This is a genomic window from Lysobacter hankyongensis (assembly GCF_039543145.1).
GTDB classification, from domain to species: domain Bacteria; phylum Pseudomonadota; class Gammaproteobacteria; order Xanthomonadales; family Xanthomonadaceae; genus Lysobacter_I; species Lysobacter_I hankyongensis.
Genome location: NZ_BAABJE010000012.1, coordinates 69,441 through 85,141, shown reverse-complemented (window position 1 = coordinate 85,141; position 15,701 = coordinate 69,441). Strand labels below are relative to the sequence as shown.

General features: G+C 68.8%; 8 protein-coding genes. 6 read left to right on the top strand and 2 right to left on the bottom strand.

Annotated features, from left to right (window positions below; translation table 11 throughout):
• Positions 1 to 209: 209 nt before the first annotated feature.
• Complete coding sequence (gene glnA / locus ABD974_RS12030) at positions 210 to 1,619, bottom strand: type I glutamate--ammonia ligase (protein WP_345303579.1); 1,410 nt, start codon at positions 1,617 to 1,619, stop codon at positions 210 to 212.
• A 306-nt stretch (positions 1,620 to 1,925) separates the two neighbouring features.
• On the opposite strand from glnA, the gene ABD974_RS12025 reads away from it, so the two are divergent.
• The 6 genes from ABD974_RS12025 (at position 1,926) to ABD974_RS12000 (ending at position 8,543) form a co-directional block, all read left to right on the top strand.
• Positions 1,926 to 4,106, top strand: a complete 2,181-nt coding sequence (locus ABD974_RS12025; protein ID WP_345303578.1) for a patatin-like phospholipase family protein — start codon at positions 1,926 to 1,928, stop codon at positions 4,104 to 4,106.
• 194 nt (positions 4,107 to 4,300) lie between these two features.
• Entirely contained in the window at positions 4,301 to 5,854 is a 1,554-nt protein-coding gene (locus ABD974_RS12020; RefSeq protein WP_345303577.1) for an alpha-lytic protease prodomain-containing protein, read from the top strand.
• A gap of 115 nt (positions 5,855 to 5,969) precedes the next feature.
• Positions 5,970 to 6,776, top strand: a complete 807-nt coding sequence (locus ABD974_RS12015; RefSeq protein WP_345303576.1) for an undecaprenyl-diphosphate phosphatase — start codon at positions 5,970 to 5,972, stop codon at positions 6,774 to 6,776.
• Positions 6,773 to 6,976 (top strand): hypothetical protein, encoded by a 204-nt coding sequence (locus ABD974_RS12010; protein ID WP_345303575.1) that lies wholly within the window; start codon positions 6,773 to 6,775, stop codon positions 6,974 to 6,976. Before ABD974_RS12015 ends, ABD974_RS12010 begins: the two co-directional genes overlap by 4 nt.
• 161 nt (positions 6,977 to 7,137) lie before the next feature.
• The gene (locus tag ABD974_RS12005; protein WP_345303574.1) at positions 7,138 to 7,959 is read left to right on the top strand and encodes a DUF4377 domain-containing protein; all 822 of its coding nucleotides are present in this window, start codon (positions 7,138 to 7,140) and stop codon (positions 7,957 to 7,959) included.
• A gap of 53 nt (positions 7,960 to 8,012) precedes the next feature.
• Positions 8,013 to 8,543: an META domain-containing protein gene (locus tag ABD974_RS12000; protein ID WP_345303573.1), complete on the top strand. Its 531-nt coding sequence runs from the start codon at positions 8,013 to 8,015 to the stop codon at positions 8,541 to 8,543.
• A 25-nt stretch (positions 8,544 to 8,568) separates the two neighbouring features.
• Here ABD974_RS12000 and ABD974_RS11995 read toward each other — a convergent pair whose 3' ends face one another.
• Positions 8,569 to 15,372: an XVIPCD domain-containing protein gene (locus tag ABD974_RS11995; RefSeq protein ID WP_345303572.1), complete on the bottom strand. Its 6,804-nt coding sequence runs from the start codon at positions 15,370 to 15,372 to the stop codon at positions 8,569 to 8,571.
• Positions 15,373 to 15,701: the final 329 nt, after the last annotated feature.

The window sequence follows — 15,701 nt, the reverse complement described above, 5'->3', positions numbered from 1 at the left end:
TCACGGCGTGTCGCCCCCACCCCAACCCTCCCCCGCACGCGGGGGAGGGAGATGACGCATCAGATCGTGCAATACATCTGGTATTCGAGCGGGTGAGGAAGGAATGCTCGCGCAGCACCGCCGCGCATTCCTTCCGAACGCCCGGCGCGCCGCGCCGGGCCGGACATCCGCCGGCCCGAAGCGACGACACATGGCGTCCCATTCGCGCATCAGATCGTGTAGTACATCTGGTATTCGAGCGGATGCGTCGCCGCGCGGAACTTGGTGACTTCCTGCATCTTCAGCGCGATGTAACCGTCGATGAAGTCGTCGGAGAACACGCCGCCGGCCTTGAGGAAGTCGCGGTCCTTGTCCAGCGCTTCCAGCGCCTGGTCGAGGCTGTGGCACACGGTCGGGATGTTCTTCTCCTCTTCCGGCGGCAGGTCGTACAGGTCCTTGTCGCTGGGCGAACCCGGATCGATCTGGTTCTTGATGCCGTCGAGGCCGGCCATCATCAGCGCGGCGAAGGTGAGGTAGCCGGAGTTCATCGGATCGGGGAAGCGGATCTCGATGCGGCGCGCCTTCGGATTCGCGACGTACGGGATGCGGCACGAGGCCGAACGGTTGCGCGCCGAATAGGCCAGCATCACCGGCGCTTCGAAGCCCGGCACCAGACGCTTGTAGCTGTTGGTGGTGGAGTTGGCGAAGGCGTTGATCGCGCGGGCGTGCTTGAAGATGCCGCCGATGTACCACAGCGCCAGCTGCGACAGGCCGCCGTAGCCGTCGCCGGAGAACAGGTTCACGCCGCCCTTGGCCAGCGACTGGTGCACGTGCATGCCGCTGCCGTTGTCGCCGACGATGGGCTTGGGCATGAAGGTCGCGGTCTTGCCGTTGCGGTGCGCGACGTTCTTGATGATGTACTTCATCGTCAGCAGTTCGTCGGCCTTCTGCACCAGCGTGTTGAACTTGGTGCCGATCTCGCACTGGCCGGCGTTGGCCACTTCGTGGTGGTGCACTTCGACTTCGATGCCGGCTTCTTCCAGGGTCTTGCACATCTCGGCGCGGATGTCGTGCAGCGAATCGAGCGGGGCCACCGGGAAGTAGCCGCCCTTCACCATCGGACGGTAGCCGGTGTTGCCGCCCTGGTATTCGCGGCCGGAATTCCAGTGGGCCTCTTCCGAATCGATGTGGAAGAAGGTGTGGCCCATCTCGTTGGCGAAGCGGACGCTGTCGAAGATGAAGAATTCGGGTTCGGGGCCGAAGAAGGCCTGGTCGGCGATGCCGCTGGCCTTGAGGAAGGCTTCGGCGCGCTTGGCGACGCCGCGCGGATCGCGCGAGTAGGCCTGCATGGTCGCCGGGTCGAGGATGTCGCAGGTCAGGACCAGGGTCGGATCGGCGGTGAACGGGTCGAGGAAGGCGGTCGCGGCGTCCGGCAGCAGGATCATGTCGGACTCGTTGATGCCCTTCCAGCCGCTGATCGACGAGCCGTCGAACATCTTGCCGTCTTCGAACAGGCTGGCTTCGACGATGGATTTCGGAAAGGTGACGTGGTGCTGCACGCCGCGCATGTCGGTGAAGCGCAGGTCCACGAATTCGACCTTGTGGTCCTTGATGAGTTTTTCGACGTGCTCGAGGGACATCTTCGGAAGCTCCGATGGGTGAGAAGGATGCACTTCTCTCTGCAAGGGGCGTGCCAGCGCGGGAAAGTCGGCAAGCCATTGATTTCGAAGGACGGAGATCGTCGAACGCCGGCATGACGCACCACATCCGAGCAAACTCGGCACCCCGGCTTGCACCTGATCGGTGCGAAACGGATTTCGTGTCTCCCGCGATCCGTCGGTGCGGGCAGGCATCGCGCAATGCGGTGCGGGCGCGACGGGCGGACCGGTAGACTGACGCGCTGCGGGCCCGGCGCCCGCGTCCCCACGATCCGGAAATCCGCGTCCATGCGCCTGCATTTGCTCGCCCTGCTGTGCCTCCTGCCCTTCGCCGCGCCCGCGGGGGCCGCCGAATTCGACACCTGCCTGGTGCTCAGCGGCGGCGGCGCGCGCGGCATGACCCACATCGGCGTGATCAAGGTGCTGGAGCGCGAGCGCATCCCGGTCGACTGCATCGTCGGCACCAGCATGGGCGCGGTGGTCGGCAGCCTGTACGCCAGCGGCATGAGCGCGACCGAGATCGAAACCGCGCTGCGCGCACTGGACTGGAACACGATGTTCGCCGACCGCATCGACCGCCGCGCCTTCACCCAGCGGCGCAAGGCCGAGGACCGCAGTTTCCTGGCCAAGGGCGGCTTCGGTCTGCGCGACGGCAAGCTCGGCGTGCCGCCCTCGGTGTTCGAGGGCCAGCGGCTGGCGGTGGCGCTGCGCGCGGCGCTGTTGCCGAGCGCGAACATCGCGCGCTTCGACGACCTGCCGATTCCGTATCGCGCGATCGGCACCGATCTGGAAACCGGCGAAGCGGTTGCGATGGACCAGGGCGATCTGGTCAACGCGGTGCGCGCGAGCATGGCGGTACCGGGCGCGTTCGCGCCGGTGAGCTACGGCGAACGCTCGCTGATCGACGGCGGCGTCTCGCTCAATCTGCCGGTCGAAGTCGCGCAGGCCTGGGGCGCGAAACGGATCATCGCGGTCGACATCGCCGCACCGCTGAAGAAGCGCGAACAGCTGCTCGACCCCTTCAGCATCACCGACCAGATGGTCACCGCGCTGATGCTCAAGGAAACGAAGCGTCAGCGCGAACGACTGGGCGCGGGCGACGTGCTGATCATCCCGGAACTGGGCGACCTGGGCTCGGCCGATTTCACCGCCGGCCTGGATCAGGGCGTGGCCCTGGGCGAAGCGGCGACGGTCGCGGCGCTGCCGCAATTGCAGGCCATGCAGGTCTCGCCGCAGGCCTATGCCGCATGGCGCGAGGCGCGACTGGCCCGACTGAAACCGATCGGCGCGATCGAACGCGTCGAGCTGGTCAACACCTCGACCGTGGACGACGCGGCGGTGCGCGCGCACATCACCGCGCAGCCGGGCGACGCGGTGGACGCGAAGAAGATCGAAGACGATCTGGGCCGGCTTTACGGCCTCGGCGAATTCTCGCGCGCCTATTACACCGTCGACACCGCCGAGAACGGCGGCAGCGTGCTGACCTACGTCACCCGCAGCCGGCGCTGGGAAGAGGACGGCACGCTGAAATTCGGGCTGTTCATGCAGGACGATTTCGAGGGCCAGGGCGAATACCAGATCGGCGCGCGCTACGGGAAACGCGAGATCAATCGCTTCGGCGCCGACCTGTCGCTGGAAGCGCGGCTGGGCGACCGCAACCGCGCGTTCGCCGAGTTCAACCAGCCGTTGAACATGCGGCGCACCGCGTTCGTGCGCCCGTCGCTGGAATGGCTCGGCGAAAACCAGCCGCTGATCGACGACGCCAACATCACCGGCGATTACCGCTACAGCCGCTGGGACGCGCGCGCCGGCATCGGCCTGAATCTTTCGCACTGGGGCGAAGTCTCGGTGGCGCCGTTCGTGCGCCGCAATCACTACGACCTGCGCGTGGATTCGCAGCCCACGGGCATTCCGCGCACCGCCACCAGCGCCGGCGTGGATGTCGACTTCACCCTCGACACCCAGGACGACGCCGAATTCCCCGGCAAGGGCTGGTATCTGCACGCGCGGCACACGCGCTACCTGCCGATGCTCAATGCCGACAGCGAAGGCTTCACCAGCCGCGCGCAGGCGTCGTACGCCTTCACCGCGCTGGGCGGACGCTGGCAGTTCGGCGCGCAGGCGCAGGATCATCGCGGCAACGCCTACGAAGACGTGGCGCTGCTCGGCGGCCCGTTCCGGTTGTCGGGTTACGGCATCGACCGCCTGCGCGGCACCGGTTCGGCGCTGGCGACGCTGCAGTTCAACTATCCGCTGGCGCAGTTGCTGCAATACCCGCTGTTCGTCGGCGGATCGCTGGAGGCCGGACAGGTGTGGCGCCGCGGCCAGGAACCCGCCTTCGACCGCACCATCTTCGGCGGCAGCGTCTACAGCGCGCTGGACACGCCGATCGGCCCGATCTATTTCGGCCTGGGCCTCGCCGAGGAAGGCGAGGAAGCGGTGTTCCTGCGGCTGGGACAGCCGTACTGATTCATCGCAATGAATCGCGGCTGTCGCCGCCGACGCGGTCGCAAGCCGCTGTCATGCGCCGGTGCTAGCCTGCGTTCGCCATGCGACGGACCGCAGGCGGGCCGCCATCGCGCGGCATTGCGTACGGGATCCATCGCAGGCCGGCACGCGCCCCCGCGCGGGCCGTCTCCCCCGTTCGACACAAGGAGTGTCTCATGCGCAGGATCCACCTTCCCTCACCCACCCGCACCGCCACCCGCGGTCTCGCCCTCGCACTCGGCGCGTTGCTGACCACGTCCGCATTCGCGGCCGACGATCCGGCCCTGGCGGTGTCCGCGGCCATGCGTCAGGCGCTGCAACGCGATCTCGGCCTCGGCGCCGGCGAACTTCCGCGTTACCTCGACACCGAACGCCTCGCCACCCGCAAACAGGACGCAGCCCGCCGCGCGCTCGGCGCGAGCTACGCCGGCAGCTGGCTGGAACGCGATGCGGCCGGCGGATTCAGCTTCGTGGTCGCGACCACGCAACAGGCGCAGGCCGGCAAGGCGCGCGCGCTGGGCGCGCAGACCCGCGTCGTCGCGCACAGCCTCGCGGCTCTGGAATCGGCGATGTCGGCGTTGAACCGCACGCGCACGACGCGGAGCGTCGGCGTACTGCGCCCGACCGATCGCGCCATCTACGCCTGGCGGATCGATCTGCCCGCCAATCGCGTGGTGATCACCACCGCGCCGGACGGCGCCGCCGCAGCCGCGGATTTCGTCGCGTCCAGCGGCATCGACGCGGCGCTGGTCCGTTTCGAAACGTCGCGCGAACGCCCGCAGCCGGTGTACGACATCCGCGGCGGCGACCGTTACAACGTGCCGAACAGCTGGTGCTCGATCGGCTTTTCGGTGACCCAGGGCGGCAACACCGGCTTCGTCACCGCCGGCCATTGCGGCACCGCCGGCACCGCGGTCAGCGGCAACAACGGCGTGGCGCTCGGCAGCTTCGCCGGTTCCACCTTCCCGGGCAACGACTTCGCCTGGGTGCGCAACACCAGCGCGTCGTGGACGATCCAGCCGCTGGTCAACAACTACGCCGGCGGCACGCTGAGCGTGGTCGGCAATCTCGAAACCCCGGTGGGCGGCGCGATCTGCCGCTCCGGCGCGCGCACCGGTTATCGCTGCGGCGTCGTCACCGCGAAGAACGTCACCGTGAATTACAGCGTCGGCCCGGTGTACGGCATGGTCCAGTCCAGCGCCTGCGTCGGCGGCGGCGATTCCGGCGGTTCGTTCGTCACCCCGGGCGGCGAAGCGCAGGGCGTCACATCCGGCGGCCAGCTCAATCCGCAGACCAACGAGAACTGTTCGCTGGCCAGCCCGGTGACCTTCCATCAGCCGCTGCAGCCGATCCTCAACGCCTACGGTCTGGTGCTGCAGACGGTGCAGACCTGCGGCCGCATGAATCCGGGACGCGTGCTGCCCAACGGCGGCTCGGTGACGTCCTGCGACGGCCGCTTCACCCTCGTCATCCAGGGCGACGGCCATCTGGTGCTGTACCAGGCCGGCGTCGGCGCCATCTGGTACAACAGCGTCTTCGGCAGCGGCCACACCCTGCACATGCAGACCGACGGCCATCTCGTCGTCTACAACGGCGCCGGCCAGCCGGTCTGGTACACCGGCACCAACGGCAACAACGGCGCGTTCCTCAGCGTGCAGAACGACGGCAACGTGGTGATCTACAACCACCTCGGCCAGGCGCTGTGGCATACCGGCACCTACGGCCGCTGAACCGCATCGCCCGGCCGTCGCCGCGCGCACGGCGCGCGCGGCTTCGCGGTCCCCGACACCTCCGAGCGATCGGGGGTGTCGGATACACTGGCGGTTTCCGCGTTCCGGCCGCCGCATGTCCGATCTGCTCAACGCCCTGATCCTCGGCATCATCGAGGGCATCACCGAATTCCTGCCGATCTCCAGCACCGGGCATCTGCTCATCGCGCAACACTGGCTGGGCGCGCGCAGCGATCTGTTCAACGTCGCGATCCAGGCCGGCGCGATCCTCGCGGTCGTGGCGATCTATCGCGAACGCCTGTGGAACCTGCTGGTCGGTTTCCGCAAGCCGGAGAACTTCGATTACGCCTTCAAGCTCGCGGTCGCGTTCGGCGTCACCGCAGTCGGCGGCCTCGCGGTGAAGGCGCTGGGCTGGGAACTGCCTGAGAAGGTGACGCCGATCGCCTGGGCGTTGATCCTCGGCGGCGCCTGGATGCTGCTGGCCGAACATTTCGCGGCGAAGCGCGCGGCCGCGCTCGGCGAACGCGCGGCGATCACCTGGACCGTGGCCGTGCTGGTCGGCATCGCGCAGGTCGTGGCCGGCGTATTCCCCGGCACTTCGCGCTCGGGCGCGACGATCTTCGTCGCCCTGCTCGCCGGCACCACCAACCGCGTGGCCGCCACCGAATTCGCCTTCCTGGTCGGCATTCCGACGATGTTCGCCGCCACCGGCTACGAGTTGCTGAGCCTGTACAAGGACGGCGATGTGGGCGGCGAGGACTGGAGCGCGCTCGCCGTCGCCTTCGTCGCTTCGGCCGTCACCGCCTTCGTCGCCGTGAAATGGCTGCTGCGCTACATCCAGAGCCACCGCTTCACCGCCTTCGCGATCTATCGCTTCGCGCTCGGCGCGGCGCTGCTGCTGATCCTGCCCGCCGGCGAATGACCGCGCCCGCCGCCGACAGCGCAGCCGCGGGCGCGATACGCGGCCCGTGGTGGCGCGATCTGCGCCGCGACATCGCGCGGTCGCTCGGCGCGTCGGAAGCGGAGATCGCGTCGTGGCTGTGGGCGCTGGGCATCGGTTCGGCATTCTGGGGACTGATCGCCGGCGGGATCGCGCTGGCGCTGCGGCCGCGCCCCGCCTGAACGCCGCGTGCGCGGCCGGACGCACACCGCATCCGGCCGGTGTATGGTGCGGCCTCACGGCGCCGCGGCGGCAACCCCCGATCGCCCCGCCGCACGTTGCAAGGAAGTGTTCGACATCGCGCATGCCAGCGCGCGCGCCACCTGCACCCATGGAGCCCGACATGACCCGACCCGTTCTGCTGTTGCCCCTCATGCTGACGCTGAGCCTCGCCGCCTGCGCACGCACGCCCGAGGCCGCCCACGCGGACCCCGCGCGGGTGGGCGACGACGCACCGCCGGCCGCCACCGCGACCGATGCGCTCGCCGGCTATTACTGGCGGCTGCAGGAGGCGACCGACGCGCAGGGCAAGCGCATCGACGCCCTGCTGGTGCGTCCGGAACAGCCGCTGCAGTTCAACATCGCGAACGGCCGGATCGCGGTGCTCAACGCCTGCAACCAGATGGCCGGCACCATCCGCTTCGACGGCGACGAAGCCCGGGTCGAGCGTTTGATCTCGACCAAGATGGCCTGCCTGGACGCGCCGATCATGGCGCTCGACGGCGCGATCTCGCTGCGCCTGCAGGGCGCCGCCCGCATCGCGCTGCGCGAAAGCGACCCGCCGCAACTGGTGTGGACCGCCGCCAACGGCGACGTGCTGCGTTTCGTCGGCGCACCCACGCCGGAAACCCGCTACGGCAGCGCGGGCGAGACGGTCTACTTCGAAGTCGCACCGCAGACGAAGCCGTGCCGGCCGGGCCTGGCACCGAACACCGTCGCCTGCCTGCAGACCCGCGAACTGCGCTACGACGAGAACGGGCTGCGCATCGGCGAACCCGGGCCGTGGCAGACCGGCAGCCTCCGCATCGAAGGCTTCACCCACGAACCCGGCATCCGCACCGTGCTGCGGGTGAAACGCTTCGCCATCCGCAACGCACCGGCCGACGCGCCGCAGGTCGCGTACATCCTGGACACCGCGATCGAATCCGAGATGGTGCAGCCCTGAACCGCGCGACCGCCGCACCCGCCGTATCTTCCTTACGCTTCCGGAATCCGACGATGAGCCTCCGCAACGCCATGATCGCCACCGCCCTGATGCTGACCACCGCCGCCTGCGCGCATGCCGGCGCCACCACCGGAACCGCTTCGGAGGCCGCCGGCGATGCCGCCGGCGACGCCACCGCAGCGGGCAGCGGCGGCGAACGCAGCCTGCGCGTGGATCGCGACGAACTGATCAACACCGGGGGCTGGCGCCTGGCGTCGGCGAGCGGCGGCGACGGTGCGACCGCGGTGCGCGCACCGGGCATCGCCTTCGACATCAGCTTCGACCGCGAGGGCATCAGCGCCAACGGCGGCTGCAACACCATCCGCGGCACCTACACCGTGTCGGGCAAGCGGATGCGCTTCGACGTCGCGATCGCCACCCGCATGTCGTGCACCGACGACAAGAACCTCGCCGACCGCAGCTTCGTCGAACTGATGAACCAGTCGTTCCAGGCGGAACTGCTGGAACCGATGCCCTACCGCCTGCGCCTGACCGGCGACGGCGGCCAGGTGCTGGTGTTCGAAGCGAAACCGATGCAGCTGTAAGCCCCGGGGCGAGGCGCGGAGTGGTTCAAACCATCCGCGCCCCGCTGCGCGCCTGTTCGTCGGGCGTGGGCTGCGGCGTCGGCTGCAGCAACATCGCTTGGGCCTGCGACTCGCGCAATCGTTCGGTGCTGGCGGCGAGCGACTGCTGCCCAGCGCTGGCCACGTCGGTGTAGGCCACACGCCGCCATTCGGCGTCGAGGTTCTGCGTATCCACCGCGAAGGCGCGGGTGCCCTCGGCGTTGAAGGCGACGTGACTGATCTGCGGCAGGCCGGCTTCGACCGCACGCACGGTCAGATCGCCGGCGAGATTGCGTCCGAAGTCTCCCGAGTCGATGCCGCGCCCGCGCTCGAACGTCTGAATGCGATCCAGCGCGCTCGCGAACATCGTGTGATTCGGATGACGCGGGTCGTCGAGGCCGGGCTCGCGCGGTGTCTGCGTCGGCGCGACCGACTCGGGCAGCGACGACTGCCGGTTGTCGTTCGCCGGGGGCAGGATGGGCGTGTCGATGCTGCGCGACTGCGGACCGATCACCTGCTCGATGGTCAGGTCGACGCCGCGGGTACCGCCGCGCACGTCGCGGTCGGGATAGTGCTCGGGCACGTCGAACAGCACGTTGCTGTGCGGACGGTCGCGCCCCTGCAAGCCGCCGGCCACCCCCACGTTGCCGGTCAGGCCATGTTCCTGGATCACCTCGCTCAGGCGCTGCCCGTCGCGCTCGGTGATGCGCACGAAGTTGCCCGCCACCTCGTAATTGCCCGGCAGCAGCAGCGGGTCCGGCGCGGTGCTGCCGGCGCCGGCCTTGAGCAGCGGGATGCGGCTCAGATCCTCGCCCTTCTCGATGGCCTCGGCCAGGCGGTTGTGCACGCTGCCGCCCGGCAGCGACGGGAAGTACACGGTCACGCCTTCGGGCACGGTGAAGGTCTGCTCGGCGAACGGCCGTTGCGTGTACGGATTGACGCCCGACAGCCCGGCGTTGCCGCCGATGGCGGTATACGTGCCTTCGCCCGTGTTGGTCAGACCATGCTGGGTGTGGAAGTTGGGATCGATCGGCAGCCGCGGCGGCAGATTCGACAGATCCGGCGGATCGGGCTTCGGATAGCGGTCCGGCAGATCGAAGGTGATGCCCTGCCAGTGTTCGCGTTGGCCCTGCGACACCGACTGCTGCAGACACGCGGACACGACGATGTTGCCGCTGAGATCGTGATCGCGGATCAACTGGCTCAGGCGCACGCCCTGCGGGTTGTCGACCGTGATCGGATTGCCCTGGATGTTGATGGTGCCGAACGCCGGCGTGATCAGGATGTCGGGCGCGGTATCGCCGGCGCCGAGCTTGAGCAGCGGCACGCCGGAGAGATCGCCGCCCACGTCCGCACGCTGGCCGAGACGGTCGGTGATCGTGCCGCCGGGCAAACCCAGGAAATGCAGGTTCACGCCTTCCGGCACGACGAAGGTGTCGCGCTGGACGCTGTTGCCGACCGGACCGACTGTCCAATCGGTCTCGAGCACGCCATGTCCCGAGATGGTGGTGTATCTGCCACCGCCTTCGCCCGTCAGATCGTGACGCGTACTGAACCGCGGCGTATAGGCGACGCTTTGGCCCCTCAAATGCGCGCCATCGTCTTCGCTGACCGCGAGGAGGTCGCGATCGTCGCGCCCCGGGGCATAGACCGCCTTGCGTTCTTCGCTGCCTGTCTCCGCACCGATCCGCACGGTGTTGCCATTGCCTTCGACCACCGTGTTCTGGTTCCCCTGCACGGCAGACACCGAGCCGTTGACCGTGCTGTTCTGCACGCCGCCGGAGAGGCGGCCATCCACCGGCTGCGGATTCGAGGTCTCCGGCGTCGGCGTCTCGACACGAACGCCGTTGACCACGGCGTTGTTGCCCGCACCGATCTGCACGGTATTTGCGTCGCCCTGCACCACCGAATTGCGATCGCCCTGCACCGACGACAGCGAACCCGTCACCGACACATCGTTGCCGATCTGCTGACGCGAATCGGAACGGCCGTCGATGGTCTGGGTCACGCTGCCGGCGGTGACGTTGGCGCCGAGATTCTGGGTCTGGACGTTGTTGTCGCCATCGTTCACCGTCTGCCGACGATCGCCATTGATCCGCGCTTCGCCGGTGTCGATCTGGATGTTCTGGTTGCCGATGATCGACTGCACGCCGCCGTTCACGGTGCTGTTGTCGATGCGCACGTCGGTGCCGGTGCGACCCGACGTGCCGGGGTTCTGCAGTTCGATGCGCAGGCCGGGCGTGTCGGTCGCCTGGACGTTGCCGTTGCCGTCGGGCGCGGTGGTCGCCGCGGTGCCGAGGGTTTCGCGATTGCCGCTCACCTGCACGTTGCCGCTGCCGGAGACGGTCTGGATCGTGCCGGTCGTGCTGTTCTGAACGTCCACACCGATGCTGCTGTTGGCGGGCGCGCTGATCGAGATCGAGCCGGTGGTCTCGTTGCGCACCCGCACGCCCACGTCGGGCGCGTCGTCCGGCGCGGGATTGAGCAGGCGCTGGCCGGGGTTCGCCGGCTGCAGCGACCGCAGCGCCTCCATCTGCGCCTGCAGGCGCTGCACGGCGTCGCCCTGCAGCAGCACGCCGTTCTCGAACGATCGACCGTGCTGGAGCATGTCCTGCTGGTTCTGCCACAGGTACGCAGTGCCGACGTAGGCCTGTTCGCGATCGGCGATGATGACGTTGTAGTGCGGGCGCGGCTGCCACGCGGACGCGTCCTCGACCTTCAGGTTCGGCAGGCGCTGCTGGGCCTCGGCCAGCAGCCGCCGCGACTCGGGATCCATCTCGCGGAACTGCACCTGCACGTTCACGCCGGCCTCGGCGCGCTCGATGATCGCGCGCGTGGTCTCGGGATTGCGCAGTTCGCTCACGCTGACCGTGAGCTCGCGCTCGGCGCCGCGGATCAGGCCGTCCTGGGCGCGCGCGATGTACGGCAGACGCGCTTCAGGATCGTTGATCAGCACGCCTTCGCGCGCGGCGTTGGCGGTCAGCTCCTGACGGCGGGCGACGCTGGCGTCGCCGATCACCGCCTCGTTGAGATAGGCGTTGAAGGCGCGCGCGGCCTCCGGCGGCAGCGGCACGCTGATGTCGGCCTTCTGGCTGGAGCCATCGATCACCGCGCCGGTGCTGAACAGCACCTGGTCGTTCACCGCCACGCCCTTGGCGTGGATCACCTCGCGCTGCGACGGATCGCGGCCGAAGAACTCCACCTGGATGCGGTCGCGCTCGATGATCCGCTGCAGTTCGTCGAAACCGGGCTTGCCCTCGAACGAACGGAAGCTCGGCTCATAGGCCACGATCCGGATCGGCGCGTTCGGATGCATCTGCCGGAAATCGCTCATCGCGTCCAGCACCTGGCGCGCTTCGCCCTGGTTGTTGAAGGCGATGTTGAACACGGTCAGGCTCGGGGTCTGCCCGGGTTCGAGATTGCCGGCGTTGCGGCGGATGAAGTCGGCCTGGGTCTGCAACGACTGCGCGCCGAGCGCGAGCTGCGGGCTGGGCGTACCGTCGAGATTGCCGAACGCCGGATCGCGCAGCGGCAGGCCGGTCGGTTCGGTCGAAATCGCGCGATTGCGGGTGTTGGCTTCGCGATGGATGAAGCTGTCGACCTGGAAGCTGTCGTTGAAATCGGGAGAGCGCACGTCGACATAGCGCGGCGCGATGTCGGACGGTTCGATGCGCTGGGTGACTTCGGTGCCGTTGCGGATGCGGCCGGTCGCGGTCAGCTCGCCGTTGTCGCCGACGGTGATGCGATACGCGCCTTCCATCTCGCGGTCGCGCAGGCGCGCTTCGAAGGTCATGCCGGGCTGCAGCGGCATGCTGATCTCGCGGTCGGGCTCCATCGGCCGCATCCGGATCACGCCGTGGCGCACGTCGCCGAACCGGTACTCGCCGTCTTCGCCCAAGCGCATCCGGATGTCGACCGCGCGGTTCTCGGGCACGAACACGGTGCGCTCGGGATTGTCGGGATCGACCAGCTGGAACCCGCGCCGATCCACGCCGGGCTGCCAGCCAGGGGACTGCAGCGCCTGGAACCGCAGCGTTTCGCCCTGATAGGTCACTTCGCGGCCGACCGGGGTGAAGATCTCGGCGGCCCGCGCGTCCGGCACCACGGTCGTGCGCTCGGCGTTCTGCGGATCGCGCAGGACGATGCCGTTCTCGTTCCTGCCGGCGGTCAGCCACGGTTCTCGCCCGTACATCACCGCGTTGCCCGACTGCGCGAGCGCCTGCGGCGTGGTCGCCCGCATCTCGAACATCGCTTCGGACGGCAGCGCCTCCACGCGCTGGCCTTCCGGGCGCAGGCGCAAGCGGCCTTCGTCGTCCACGCCCATCACGTCGAAACGCTGTCCGTTCGGCGCCACCAGCGGCTCGGGCGCGCGCATGCGCTGCTCGCGTTCGACGGCATGGAAGGGCAACAGCGGATCGTTCGGCTGCGAGGAGGGATTGAGCCGGGGCTGGTCGGGATCCGGCGTCTGCCGGTCATTCGGCGGTGGATTCTGCGTCGGCGGTTGATTGTTGTTCGGCGGATCGACGCGATCCTGCGGCGGTGTCTGCACCGGCGGCTGCGTGTTGTTCGGCGGATCGACGCGGTCCTGCGGCGGCGTCTGCACCGGTGGCTGCGTGTTGTTCGGCGGATCGACACGATCCTGCGGCGGCGTCTGCACCGGCGGTGTCTGGTCGGGCGTCCGGCTGCGACCGAGGAGTTCGTCCGCACGGTCGTGGATGCGCTGCATCGTCTGCGGCGAGGCCGACAGATCGACCACGTACTGCTGGAGACGTTCGACGCTGCCGTAGTCCCAGGCCGGGCTGCCGTCGGCGTTGCGGGCCGGGCCGCGGCCGCCGGCGTCGAGCGATTCGCGCAGCGCCTGCGCATAGGCCGCGCGCGAGGGCTCGTCGATGCTGGACACCGCGGATTGCATCACGCTGTCGAAGGCGCGCTGGTGCAGCGCGGCGACCGACTGCACCTGGCGGCCATCAGTGAGATTGCGGACATAGTCCAGCACTTCCTGCGGCGAATCCTTGCCGGCGGCGTCCAGCGACAGCCGCAACGCGCGCGCATACGCCGGCTGCAGGTTCTGCGGCACGCTGTCGACCACGTCGTCGACGATGGCGCCGATCGCGCGGTTGTGCACCGCACGCATCGCCGGGCCGTTCGGTGCGGCATTGAGGTTGTCGATGTAGCGTTGCCCCGCGCTTGGGTCGCGGATGTTCTCGGCTTCGAAGGTCTGGCGGTAGGCGCGGGCGTAGTAGGCCTCGGTCCCGTCGGGCAAGCGGTCGGCCGCGCCGTTCACCACGATGTTCATCGCGCGGTTGTGGACCGCCATCGCCGACGGCCCGCCCGGCGCGCCCGCGAGGTTGTTGATGTATTGCTGCGCGCCGTCGGGATCGAAGCGTCCCTGGCCCAGATAGCCCTGCTCGCTCAGGATGCTGGCCAGACTGCCGCGATAGGCGTCGCGCACGTTCTCGGGGATCTGGCGCAGCGAATTGTCGACGACGTGGGTCAGCGCGCGCTCGTCCAGCGCTGTGCGGAAGGCGGCGGCGTTGGGGCCGTTGAACGCATCCATGTAGCCCATGCGTTGCTGCGGCGTGGTCAACCCGGCATCGCGGAACGTGTCGTCCAGCGCACGCTGGTAGGCGAACTCGACCCGGTCCGGATACGCCGAGACCACCCGCTGCTGCATGGTCTGTTGTGCGATCTCGTGATACTGCCGGGTGACGGCATGGTTCGGATTGTCGTTCAGCCAGCGCGCGAAACCGGCGACCTCCTCCGGCGTGTCGTAGTTGTTCGCGCGCAGCAGTTGGGTGAAGGCTTCACGATACGGCTCGCGGTAGTTCGCCGGCAGGCCCTCCACCAGCTGGTTGGTGAGCGTCGCCGCCTGGGCGCTCGGCGAGGCGGTCGGCGTACGCGTGCGCGCCGGCACGTCGCCGGCCGCCAGATCGTTGGCGTCGCCGGCCTGGCCGCGCTGGCGCATGACCTGCGGGCCCTCGTCCAGGGCGCGGATGGCGTCGCCGATGTTGTGGACCTCGCCGTTGCGCAGGCGGCGGGCGAGATTGCCGATCGACAGCCCGGCCTCGACCACGTCGGCGGCGTCGAGCGCGATGAACGCCACGCGCACGGTGAGGAAACCCTTGTGATAGTCGTCCAGCCCGGCCGCCTGAATCAGTTGCTGGGCTTCGCGCACCTGCTGCTGCAGGGCCTGCGGCACGCGGTCGAGGTTGCGCAGCATGTCCACCGCCTGCCGCCCCGCCTCCACCGGGTTGGACGCGCCCAGGATCAGCGAACGCCCGCCGGTGCCCACTTCGTCCAGCACCGCGTCGGCGGCGCCAGCGGAAAAGGCGATGGGTCCGCGCTGCCCCTTCAGGGCGTCGAACACGGTGAAGGTGCTGCGGCCGTAGACCTCTTCGACGTGGGCCCGGGTGCGCTCCTTCACTTCGTCGAACAGCGGGTCGAGCGTGGTGCGCTGCCAGAAGAACAGCGGATTGTCGCGGTCGCGGATGCCTTCCAGATATTGCAGGAACTGCGGGCCGTCCATCGTGTTGGCCTTTTCCAGCAACACCTGGGTGGTGCCCAACGCGAAGGCCGGGGTGACGAAACCGAACGGGGCACGTCCCCGCAGTTCGTCCAGCGTCTCGTTGATCAGCTCGCCGGCGCGGCGATAGCCGGCCTCGCCGCCGCCACGGTCGCGGACCATCCGCTGGATCAGGATCGCCATGTCGTTGGCGGCGGCCAGATCGCGGTTCTGCTGGGCGGGGTTGTTGAGGTAGGAACCGCCGTACTCGTCGGCGATCCAACTGGCGGCCTGCCTTCTCTCTGACATCGCGGTCCTGGTCCCTGCTCGGCCGGGACGGCCGGCCCGTCCCGTAGCGCGCGGCGAGTCTAGGGCGGCCGCGATGCGTCAAAGCGCAGGCTCTGTCACGGTTTTTTCGGGCAAGAGATCGGCGAGAGAAAAACGAGAGATTCACCGCGTCGATCACGACGCGTCCACAAGGCCCCGTGCGACGGGAATCGGTCGCGCCGCCACGGGCATCCGGAGGCAAACGTCGTGGTGGATCGCGACATGGAAGCACCGCCGCCGACGCCCTGCGGGTGCATTCGGCCGCCGCGGCGCGGAGTCGACTTCGACGCGCCCTGCGGCAGGCGGTCGGT

Coding starts and splice junctions, on each gene's coding strand:
- ABD974_RS12005 (WP_345303574.1), top strand. CDS start 7,138: ATGACCCGACCCGTTCTGCTGTTGCCCCTCATGCTGACGCTGAGCCTC.
- ABD974_RS12025 (WP_345303578.1), top strand. CDS start 1,926: ATGCGCCTGCATTTGCTCGCCCTGCTGTGCCTCCTGCCCTTCGCCGCG.
- glnA (WP_345303579.1), bottom strand. CDS start 1,619: ATGTCCCTCGAGCACGTCGAAAAACTCATCAAGGACCACAAGGTCGAA.
- ABD974_RS12010 (WP_345303575.1), top strand. CDS start 6,773: ATGACCGCGCCCGCCGCCGACAGCGCAGCCGCGGGCGCGATACGCGGC.
- ABD974_RS11995 (WP_345303572.1), bottom strand. CDS start 15,372: ATGTCAGAGAGAAGGCAGGCCGCCAGTTGGATCGCCGACGAGTACGGC.
- ABD974_RS12020 (WP_345303577.1), top strand. CDS start 4,301: ATGCGCAGGATCCACCTTCCCTCACCCACCCGCACCGCCACCCGCGGT.
- ABD974_RS12000 (WP_345303573.1), top strand. CDS start 8,013: ATGAGCCTCCGCAACGCCATGATCGCCACCGCCCTGATGCTGACCACC.
- ABD974_RS12015 (WP_345303576.1), top strand. CDS start 5,970: ATGTCCGATCTGCTCAACGCCCTGATCCTCGGCATCATCGAGGGCATC.